Consider the following 9,764-nt stretch of genomic DNA (forward strand, 5'->3'; position numbering starts at 1 on the left):
TTGAACTTAAGTCGGGTGAAACTTGGCCGCTATCTTGAAACGACCGGGGATGCCGGGGCGGCGCCATGCGATTCGCGGGGCGGGGCTGCTCGTCTCGGTGGCGCTGACCGTCCTCGGCCTCCTGCTCGTCACCTTCCTGATCGGGCGCGTGGTGCCGATCGACCCGGTGATCGCCGTGGTCGGCGACCGCGTGTCCGCCGACACCTACGCCCGCGTCCGGCAGGAGCTGGGGCTGGACCTGCCGCTGTGGCAGCAGTTCCTGCGCTATGTCGGCGATGTGCTCCAGGGCGATTTCGGCACCTCGGTGCTGACCTCCCGCCCGGTGCTGGAGGACATCCTGCGCGTCTTCCCGGCGACGCTGGAACTGGCCACCGCCGCGCTGGTCGTCGGCGTGCTGCTGGGCATTCCGGCGGGGGTGATGGCCGCCGTCCATCGCGGGCGCTGGCCGGACCATCTGATCCGGGTGATCGGACTGATCGGCCATTCCATCCCGGTCTTCTGGCTGGGGCTGATGGCGCTGCTGGTCTTCTACGCACGGCTCGATTGGGCGCCGGGGCCGGGGCGGGTGGACGTCTTCTACGAAGGGCTGGTCGATCCGGTGACCGGGATCATCACGGTGGACGCCCTGCTGGCCGGCGAGAGCGACGTGTTCTGGAGCGCGCTGCACCATCTGGTGCTGCCGGCGGGCATCCTCGGCCTCTACAGCGTCGCCTACATCGCGCGCATGACGCGCAGCTTCATGCTGGACCAGCTCCGCCAGGAATACATCACGACGGCCCGCGTCAAGGGCATGTCCGAGGCGCGGGTGATCTGGCGCCACGCGCTGGGCAACATCGCGGTGCCGTTGACCACGGTGGTGGCGCTGTCCTACGCCTCGCTGCTGGAGGGGTCGGTGCTGACGGAGACGGTGTTCGCCTGGCCGGGGCTGGGGCTCTACATCACCAACTCGCTGCTGTCGGCGGACATGAACGCGGTGCTGGGCGGCACGCTGGTGGTGGGGGCGGTCTTCATCGGCCTGAACCTGCTGTCCGACCTGCTGTACCGCCTTCTCGATCCCCGTGCGCGATGAGGGGCGCGATGACCGCACAAACTGACACCACCGAAGGCGGAATGCGGGCGTGGCTGACGGCGGAGACGCCGCGGTCCCGCGGGCAGGCCCGGCTGGGCCGGGTCTATCTGGGCTGGCTGGCCTTCGCGCGCAACCGGCTGGCGATGATCGGGCTGGGCATCGTGCTGCTGCTGGTGCTGATGGCGGCGCTGGCCCCGCTGCTCGCCCCCTACGATCCCTACACGCAGGACCTGTCGCAGCGGCTGCTGCCGCCCAGCGCGGCGCACTGGCTGGGCACCGACGCCTTCGGGCGGGACATCCTGTCGCGCATCCTCTACGGCTCCCGCCTGACGCTGATGATCGTGGCGCTGGTCGCGGTGACGGCACCGGTCGCCGGACTGCTGATCGGGACGGTGGCGGGCTATCTCGGCGGCTGGGTGGACGCGGTGCTGATGCGCGTCACCGACATCTTCCTGGCCTTCCCGAAGCTGATCCTGGCGCTGGCCTTCGTCTCGGCGCTGGGGCCGGGCATCGAGAACGCCATCATCGCCATCGCGATCACCAGCTGGCCGCCCTACGCCCGCATCGCGCGGGCCGAGACGATCACCATCCGCAAGAGCGACTTCATCAGCGCCGCCCGGCTCCAGGGCGCCTCGACGCCGCGGATCATCCTCGGCCATGTGGTGCCGCTCTGCTCCTCCTCGCTGATCGTGCGGGTGACGCTGGACATGGCGGGGATCATCCTGACGGCGGCGGGGCTGGGCTTCCTCGGCCTCGGCGCGCAGCCGCCCGCCCCGGAATGGGGCGCGATGATCGCCACCGGGCGCCAGTATGTGCTGGAGCAGTGGTGGGTCGCCACCATGCCCGGCATCGCCATCTTCGTGGTCAGCCTGGGCTTCAACCTGCTGGGCGACGGCCTGCGCGACGTTCTGGACCCGAAAGGCCAATGAGCCAACCGCCAATGAGCGACAAACCTCTGCTGGAGGTCGAGAACCTCCGCATCTCCTTCCCCACCCGGACGGGCGTGACGCAGGCGGTGCGCGGCGTCTCCTTCACCGTGGGCCGGGAAAAGCTGGGCATCGTCGGCGAGTCCGGCTCCGGCAAGTCGATGACCGGGCGGGCCATCCTGCGGCTGGTCCCGCCGCCCGGAATCGTGACCGCCGACCGGCTGAGCTTCCAGGGCGAGGACCTGCTGACCCTGCCGGAGAAGCGGCTGCGCGGCATCCGCGGGCGCCGCATCTCCATGGTCATGCAGGACCCGAAATTCTCGCTGAACCCGGTGATGACCATCGGTGCCCAGATCGCCGAGGCCTACCGCGTCCATTCCAGCGCCGGCACGGCGGAGGCGAAGCGGCGCGCGCTGGAGATGCTGGAGGCCGTGCGCATCCGCAACCCGGAGCGGGTCTACGGCCTCTACCCGCACGAGGTGTCGGGCGGCATGGGCCAGCGCATCATGATCGCCATGATGCTGATCCCCAACCCCGACCTGCTGATCGCCGACGAGCCGACCTCGGCGCTCGACGTGACGGTGCAGATGCAGGTGCTGGCGATCATGGACGAGCTGTGTTCCAGCCGCGGCATGGGGATGATCTTCGTCAGCCACGACCTGAACCTCGTGGCGTCCTTCTGCGACCGCATCCTCATCATGTACGCTGGCCGTGTGGTCGAGACCTGCCGCGCGTCGGAGCTGCACGCGGCCACCCACCCCTACACCCGCGGCCTGCTCGACAGCCTGCCCCGGCTGGACGACACGCGGGCGGAGCTGCCGGTGCTGGCGCGCGACCCGTCCTGGCTTGAAGATATCTCTCCCTCTCCCGTCCAGGGAGAGGGGCGGGGTGAGGGGGATGTTGGGGGACCGGTGCGTTCGGCAATGGCCGGACCCCCTCACCCTAACCCTCTCCCCAGAGGGGAGAGGGGACATGGTCCGGCGGAGGGTGGGCGATGATCGACGTCAGGGATCTGCGCGTCACCTTCGGCCATGGCGCCGACGCGGTTGCCGCCGTGCAGGGGGTGTCCTTCGCCGTGCGGGAAGGCGAAAGCTTCGGGCTGGTCGGCGAATCGGGCTCGGGCAAGTCCACCGTGCTGCGCGCCGTCGTCGGGCTGAACCACGACTGGACCGGGGCCATCGCCGTGGCCGGTGCGGCGCAAAGCCGCCGGCGGGAGAAGGGCTTCTTCAAGTCCTGCCAGATGGTCTTCCAGGACCCCTACGGCTCGCTGCACCCGCGCCACACCATCGACCGCATCCTGGCCGAGCCCATCGCCATCCATGGCTTGCGCGACGCCGACGCGCGGATCGACCGGGTGCTGCGCGACGTCGGGCTGGGGCCGCAGTTCCGCTTCCGCTACCCGCACCAGCTCTCCGGCGGGCAGCGCCAGCGCGTCGCCATCGCCCGCGCCCTGGTGCTGGAGCCGCGCGTGCTGCTGCTGGACGAGCCGACCTCGGCGCTCGACGTGTCGGTGCAGGCGGAAATCCTCAACCTGCTGAAGCGGCTGCGGGCGGAGCACGCGCTGACCTACGTGCTGGTCAGCCACAATCTGGCGGTGGTCGCCACCATGTGCGACCGGCTGGCCGTGATGAACCGGGGCCGCATCGTCGAGGAGATGGACGTGGAGGCCCTGCGCCGGGGCGCGGCGCGGGAGGACTACACGCGCCAGCTCCTGCGCGCCAGCCAGGGCTACGACCGCGCGGCGGCGGACAGCTTCAAGGACTTCGCGTAGGCGCTCAGTCCGCGTCCGGGATCTGTGCGGCGGGGCGGGTGGCCAGAGCGTCGGCCCGGGCCTGGAGCTTGGCCAGCAGGCCGTCGAGCTGGCCCATCTCCTCCTCCGTCAGGGCGCTGGTCAGCTCCCGCTCGTAGGCGAGCGCGAGGGGGACGATCTCCGTGTAGATCGCCAGCGCCTTGGACGTAAGGGTGAGCTGCGCCTTGCGGCGGTCGGTGGCGCCCGATTCGCGCAGGATCAGCGCCGAATCGAGCATCCGGCTGATCGCCCGGCTGACCTGAACCTTGTCCATGGCGGTGCGTTGGGCGATCTCCCCCGCGCTCAGCGTCTCGCCGCCGCCCAGCACGGCGATGACCCGCCATTCCGGGATGGTGATGGCGAATCGCTTCTCGTACAGCTTCGCCACGGTGTGGCTGACCGTGTTGGACAGCACCGACAGGCGGTAGGGCAGGAAGCGGGTGAGATGCAGCACCGGCGCGGCGGGGTCGGCGCCGGAACGCTTGCGGCGGGGGGAGGCCATGGGGTGTCGCGCCTTATCGGAATGCGGGAACCGGAAGCCGGTTTCTCCATCCTGCCCCGGAAATTGGCGGACGCAACCGTTTCAAGTAAAAATTTCCAATCCGCGGATACGTCCCCGACCGGCTCAGCGGTTGAGAATCAGGGGTTGAGAATCAGCGGTTCACGATCAGCGCCACGCCCAGCACCGCGACGATGGCGCCCGCCCAGGCGCCGGCCCCCGGACGCTGGCGGGTCAAGGCCCACAGCATCGGCAGGATCAGCACCGGGCTGGTGGCCGACAGGGTGGCGACCACGCCGGCGTTGCCGTGGGCCAGCCCGATCAGCAGCAGCGTCATCCCCAGCCCGAGCCCGATGAAGCCGTTCACCACCACCTGGGCGAAGATGCGCGGCGTCAGCCCGGGGCCGAAGCCGAAGCGCTGGCCGGGCAGCAGCCCACCCGCGAACAGCAGCAGTCCCGACATGCCGACGCGCACCGCCGCCGCCGCGATGGGGTCGGCGCCCGCCGCCATCACCGGCCGGGCGATGACCGAGCCGGCGGCCTGGCAGACGGCGGCGATCAGGCAGGCGCCGACGCCGACCAGCAGGCGCCCGCGCACCGACTCCCAGTCGTGGGGAACGGTGCCGGTGCCGTTCGGGACCGGGCTGGCGCGGAAGAAGATCGCCAGCATCACCCCGGCGGTGACCAGCGCGATGCCGACCGCCGTCCACGGCCCCAGCGCCTCCCCCAGCACGGCCCAGGCGAGCAGCGCGGTGATCGGCGCGTTGGTGGCGTAGATGACCGAGTTGCGGCGCGGCCCGATGCGCCCCAGCGCCCAGAACAGCGCGGTGTCGCCCATCACGATGCCGACCGCGCCGGACAGCGCCAGGATCGCCGCTCCCTGCAGGTCGAGCGTCTGCCAGCCGCCGAGAAGCGTCGCGGCCAGCGCCGTGCCGACGAAGACGATGCTCATGCGCAGGCGGTTGAAGGCGACCGAACCGATGGCCCGCACCGGGCCGATGGCGATCAGCCCGCTGGCCGCCCAGCAGAGCGCGGCCCCCAGGGCGGCAAGGTTGGCGGTCAGCATGATGGGAGCTTCGCAAGGGCGGGGTGGGGCGCAGGGCAGGGCATCGTGCCGGCACCCTATCCGGAACCCGGCCGCCGCGGTAGTGCGGCGGTGGCATGACGGGGGTGTTGGGCGGGGGTGTGGGCGGGCGGTCCGCTTACTGGACCACGATCCGCCGCACCACGGCCCTGGTGGCGCGGGCGAGATCCGCCGGGGCCAGGGCGATCTGCAGGCCGCGGCGCCCGCCGTTGACGACCATCTCCGTCAGAGACTCGGCGCTGGAATCGATGAAGGTGGGCAGGGCCTTGCGCTGGCCCAGCGGGCTGATGCCGCCGACCATGTAGCCGGTGGTGCGCTCCGCCAGGGCGGGGTCGGCGAGATCGGCCTTCTTGGCGCCCGCGGCGGCGGCCAGCGCCTTGAGGTCCAGCTTCGCCGCGACGGGGATGACGACGCAGGCCAGCGCCTTCGGCTCCAGCTGGACGATCAGCGTCTTGTAGACCACGGCCGGGTCCAGCCCCATCGCCGCGGCGGCGTGCAGGCCGATGGCGTCCGCCGAGGGGTCGTACTCATACTCCATCAGGCGGTGGGCAACCCCCGCCGCCTTCGCCGCGTTCACCGCCGGTGTGACCTTCGCCGCCATGATGCCCCTGCTCCCCCGGGCGCGGATTCGCCCTTGCGCGCCGGGAGCTTAGCAGACCGCTCGGACGAGGGGGAGAGGGTGGCGGGGGGACGGGCGTCCGGCCGCGGTGCACCCCTTTCGACGACGCAATTTTGCCCAAATTGCGTCGGTGTTCATGCCAACGCGCCTTGGACAGACGGGCCGCCTGCCGCGATTCTGACCACCGGCCCGTTTCCCGGTCGGAGAGTTGGAGAATCATGGTTCCACGCACGCTGCTTGTCGTCGATGACGATCCCACCCTGGAAGGCCGGGTCCAGGATGCCCTGCCGGTGTGCCGGATCGTCGCCGCGGGCGGCGTGGCGGACGCGCTGGAGGCGGTGCGGGCGCACCGGCCCCCGGTGGTGGCCCTGTCGGTCGATCTCGCGCGGCTGGACGAATCGCCGCAAGACGGCGGTGGCGGCCTGGACGCCCTGTCGCTGATCCTGGGCGAGGCGCCGTCGATCAAAATCATCGCTCTGGCCCCGCAAGACCAGCGGGTGCTGGCGGTGCGCGCGGTGGCGCGCGGCGCCCACGAGGTGTGCGGCAAGCCGATCGACGCGCAGGAGCTGGCCGGCGTGGTGCAGCGCGCCTTCCAGCGCGCCGACCTGGAACTGGAAGGGCGCCGGCTGGCCACCGGTGACGCCCCGCCGACGCTGCGCGTCCTGCGCGACGAGACGGAGCGGCGCGCCCTGATCGACTCGCTGGCCCGCTCCGGCGGCAACCTGTCGGCGACGGCGCGCCTGCTCGGGGTCAGCCGCCCGACGCTCTACAGCCTGCTGCGCCAGCACGGCATCCGCGCGGATTAGCGCGGGCTCGGCTCACTCCGCGCGGGAGCCGGGGTTGCCGATCATCGACAGGAACTCGCGCCGGGTGGACGGGTCGCTGCGGAAGGCGCCCAGCATCCGGCTGGTCACCATGGTGACGCCGGTCTTGTGCACGCCGCGCGTGGTCATGCACTGGTGCTGCGCCTCGATCACCACGGCGACGCCTTCGGGCTGCAGCACCTGATCGATGGCGTTGGCGATCTGCGCCGTCATCTTCTCCTGGATCTGCAGGCGCTTGGCGTAGGCCTCGACGAGGCGCGCCAGCTTGGAGATGCCGACGACGCGCTGGCGGGGCAGGTAGGCGACGTGCGCCTTGCCGATGATCGGCACCATGTGGTGCTCGCAATAGGATTCCAGCCGGATGTCGCGCAGGACGACCATCTCGTCGTAGCCGTCGGTCTCCTCGAAGGTGCGCGCGAGGATCTCCTCCGGCTCGATGGCGTAGCCGGCGAAGAACTCCTCGTAGGACCGGACCACGCGGTCCGGCGTGCCGACCAGCCCCTCGCGCGCCGGGTCGTCGCCGGCCCAGCGGATCAGCGTGCGGACGGCCTCCTCGGCTTCGGCGCGGGTGGGGCGCGCGGTCTCGCCGTGGGTGGCGCCGACGGGATGGCCGGGGCCGCGGAGGATGGTGTCGGCGTGCGGGGTCTTGGAAGCCGTCACGGGGCGAAGCCTTTCGATGTCCTGGTCCAGCAGGTCTTGGTCACACGGGGGTCGGCGCCAGGGCATCCGATGCCGGAGCCGGCCGGTCTGGTGTGGATACGGCCCGCCGCTTGCCTGGATCACCGGGATTTTCGAAAAAATTCGGCAGGCAGCGGGGAGGAGTATGGCGCAAGTGGGCGCGGGCGCCCCACAATCAAGGCGCCGGATTCGGCCGTCTGGCCCGCCCTGCGGCGATTGGCTGCACGCGCCGGCCTTCCGGCGGCCGCCGTGCCGACGGCGTCAGTTCAGTTGGCGGGGCTGGTGCGGGCTGTCCAGCGAGAAGGCCGGGACCGCCACGTCGAAGGCCTCGCCGGCGCCCGTCTCGAACCGGTAGGAGCCGACCATGATGCCGGAGGGCGTGGGAAGCGGCGTGCCGCTGGTGTATTCGAAGCTGCCGCCGGGCTCCAGCACCGGCTGTTCGCCCACCACGCCGGGCCCGCGAACCTCCTGCACGCGCCCCAGCGCGTCGGTGATGTGCCAATAGCGCGTGCGCAGCCGGACGGTCTCCTGGCCTTCGTTCTCGATCCGGACGTGATAGGCCCAGACGTAGCGGCTTTCGGCGGGCATCGACTGCTCGTCGAGAAAGACCGGCTGGACGGTGACGCGGATCGCGCGGGTGACTTTCGTGTACATGGCGGCACTCCCGGCCCAGAGAATAGGGGCGGGGGAAAGCGCCTGTCCAGTGGTGGAGCGGGGGACACCCCCTCCGGATGCCCCGAGGCGGCGGGACGGGGGTGCGGCGATGCATGCAGGACACACCGGGAAGCCATGCGCGGGGGGCTGCTTCCGGTCCTTTCACGATCGCTTGAACCCCCTGTCCGCTGGTGTTATATGCGAGGTCCCTGCAACGGCCGAAGAGCCTTGCCCATGTCTCGTCCGCACAGCATCAGCATCCGACGACGACGCCATACCGCGCTGCGCGCGGTTGCGGCCGTCCTTGGGTCGCGTGCGGACGCTTCGGGTCTCCGCCGGCACTGATCCGGCGCTCCCCCGGCGCGGCGGCGCGGTCCGCCTCCGACCACAGTCCTTTTGCCGGGAAGCCCCTGACATGATGATCTCCCTGGAAGAGCCGCGGCACGACGCGGCGATCGAAGCCCTGCTCGACCGGTCCTTCGGCCCGGATCGTTTCAAGAAGACCGCCTACAAGCTGCGGGAGGGCGTTGCCCCGATCCCGGAGCTCGGCTTCGTCGCCATCGAGCATGACGAACTGGGCAACGAGATCCTGGAGGGCACGATCCGCTATTGGCCGGTGACCATCGGCGGCACGGTGCCGGCGCTCCTGCTCGGCCCGATCGCCGTGTCGGACCGGTTGCAGGGCGGCGGGCTCGGCAGCAAGCTGATCCGGATGAGCCTGAACAAGGCGGCGGCGCTCGGCCACCGGGCGGTGATCCTGGTCGGTGACGCGCCCTATTACGCGCGGTTCGGCTTCACGCGGGAGCTGACGCTCGACATGGCCCTGCCGGGTCCGGTCGATCTCGACCGCTTCCTGGGGCTGGAGCTGGTCCCCGGTGCCCTGGCCGGCGCCGCCGGCATGGTGACCGTCCCGGCGACGGACGAGGGCTATGGCGTGCCCGCGAACGAGGACGTGCGGCCGGCGTCCGGCGGCACCGCCTTGTTTCCGCGGCTGATCTCGCCGCTGGTGTCGGTTTTCGCCACCTCCCCGCGGGAACTTGCCGAATCCCGCCTGTGGCATGCTCGAACCGCTTGAAAGCGGCGAAAGCGTCGCCTATAAACATGCGGCGCGCGGGTGTAGCTCAATGGTAGAGCAGAAGCTTCCCAAGCTTACGACGAGGGTTCGATTCCCTTCACCCGCTCCAAGCTTTCCAAGCGCTTAGCGTCTTAAAATTTCTCTCAAATCCTTCGTACGGAATCCGTACGAAAAACTGCCTGCGGACCGCGCTGGACGTTCGCGGACATCCCTCCGTCGCTTCCCTCCCCGGGAGCGATGCTTAGGGCCGGCCGGCGGGGCAATGCTGCGTCCAGCGACGTTCCCTTTATCATATCTGCACGGCGATAGGTGTCTCCAGTACGATGGGGCTACGCGCACCTGGAAATCTCTCCCCGGTCGCCCCACAACCTTTGCCGCGACCGTTGTCACCCTCTCACGGCATGCCCTGACGAACTTAGCCTGCGCATGTTTCGTGCCTTCTGCGTGCGGCCATGCATTGCGCGCATGAAGCGCTGACTTTATCGTGGGTACGGCTTTCGGGCCGCTTGTCCGAGGGCGCGCCGTAGGACACCGCCTATGCGGTAAC

General features: G+C 70.3%; 11 protein-coding genes and 1 tRNA gene. 7 read left to right on the forward strand and 5 right to left on the reverse strand.

Annotation, left to right across the window (positions count from 1 at the left end; genetic code table 11):
* Window positions 1-49 precede the first annotated feature (49 nt).
* From FBZ83_RS13155 to FBZ83_RS13170, 4 genes are read left to right on the forward strand one after another with little or no spacing between them, the layout of a single operon-like run.
* Window positions 50-1,069 (forward strand): ABC transporter permease, encoded by a 1,020-nt coding sequence (locus FBZ83_RS13155; protein ID WP_145683463.1) that lies wholly within the window; start codon window positions 50-52, stop codon window positions 1,067-1,069.
* Between the two features lie 8 nt (window positions 1,070-1,077).
* Window positions 1,078-1,998, forward strand: a complete 921-nt coding sequence (gene nikC / locus FBZ83_RS13160) for a nickel transporter permease (RefSeq protein WP_186466061.1) — start codon at window positions 1,078-1,080, stop codon at window positions 1,996-1,998.
* A gap of 11 nt (window positions 1,999-2,009) precedes the next feature.
* Window positions 2,010-2,993, forward strand: a complete 984-nt coding sequence (locus FBZ83_RS13165; protein WP_145683467.1) for an ABC transporter ATP-binding protein — start codon at window positions 2,010-2,012, stop codon at window positions 2,991-2,993.
* On the forward strand, window positions 2,990-3,766 hold the full coding sequence (locus tag FBZ83_RS13170) for an ABC transporter ATP-binding protein (RefSeq protein WP_145683469.1): 777 nt from the start codon (window positions 2,990-2,992) through the stop codon (window positions 3,764-3,766). Before FBZ83_RS13165 ends, FBZ83_RS13170 begins: the two co-directional genes overlap by 4 nt.
* A gap of 4 nt (window positions 3,767-3,770) precedes the next feature.
* Here the strand turns inward: FBZ83_RS13170 and FBZ83_RS13175 are convergent, their stop codons facing one another.
* The 3 genes from FBZ83_RS13175 to ybaK all read right to left on the reverse strand — a co-directional run bounded on the left by FBZ83_RS13175 (window position 3,771) and on the right by ybaK (window position 5,968).
* The gene (locus tag FBZ83_RS13175) at window positions 3,771-4,286 is read right to left on the reverse strand and encodes a MarR family winged helix-turn-helix transcriptional regulator (RefSeq protein WP_145683471.1); all 516 of its coding nucleotides are present in this window, start codon (window positions 4,284-4,286) and stop codon (window positions 3,771-3,773) included.
* Window positions 4,287-4,437: 151 nt separating this feature from the next.
* A complete protein-coding gene (locus tag FBZ83_RS13180) occupies window positions 4,438-5,349 on the reverse strand; it encodes a DMT family transporter (RefSeq protein WP_145683473.1) in 912 nt (303 codons plus the stop codon).
* Window positions 5,350-5,485: 136 nt separating this feature from the next.
* A complete protein-coding gene (gene ybaK / locus FBZ83_RS13185) occupies window positions 5,486-5,968 on the reverse strand; it encodes a Cys-tRNA(Pro) deacylase (RefSeq protein WP_145683475.1) in 483 nt (160 codons plus the stop codon).
* Window positions 5,969-6,204: 236 nt separating this feature from the next.
* On the opposite strand from ybaK, the gene FBZ83_RS31935 reads away from it, so the two are divergent.
* On the forward strand, window positions 6,205-6,792 hold the full coding sequence (locus FBZ83_RS31935) for a helix-turn-helix domain-containing protein (protein WP_145675710.1): 588 nt from the start codon (window positions 6,205-6,207) through the stop codon (window positions 6,790-6,792).
* Between the two features lie 12 nt (window positions 6,793-6,804).
* Here FBZ83_RS31935 and folE read toward each other — a convergent pair whose 3' ends face one another.
* Together folE and apaG are read right to left on the reverse strand one after the other, a co-directional pair.
* On the reverse strand, window positions 6,805-7,470 hold the full coding sequence (gene folE, locus FBZ83_RS13195; RefSeq protein WP_432612492.1) for a GTP cyclohydrolase I FolE: 666 nt from the start codon (window positions 7,468-7,470) through the stop codon (window positions 6,805-6,807).
* Between the two features lie 279 nt (window positions 7,471-7,749).
* Window positions 7,750-8,142, reverse strand: a complete 393-nt coding sequence (apaG, locus tag FBZ83_RS13200; RefSeq protein ID WP_114859762.1) for a Co2+/Mg2+ efflux protein ApaG — start codon at window positions 8,140-8,142, stop codon at window positions 7,750-7,752.
* A 415-nt stretch (window positions 8,143-8,557) separates the two neighbouring features.
* Here apaG and FBZ83_RS13205 point away from each other — a divergent pair, with 415 nt between their 5' ends.
* Window positions 8,558-9,217, forward strand: coding sequence for a GNAT family N-acetyltransferase (locus FBZ83_RS13205; protein ID WP_145683477.1), 660 nt, complete (start codon window positions 8,558-8,560; stop codon window positions 9,215-9,217).
* A 35-nt stretch (window positions 9,218-9,252) separates the two neighbouring features.
* A tRNA-Gly gene (locus FBZ83_RS13210) sits at window positions 9,253-9,326 on the forward strand.
* Window positions 9,327-9,764 lie beyond the last annotated feature (438 nt).

The sequence above is a fragment of the Azospirillum brasilense genome, assembly GCF_007827815.1.
Taxonomy (GTDB): Bacteria; Pseudomonadota; Alphaproteobacteria; order Azospirillales; family Azospirillaceae; genus Azospirillum; species Azospirillum brasilense_C.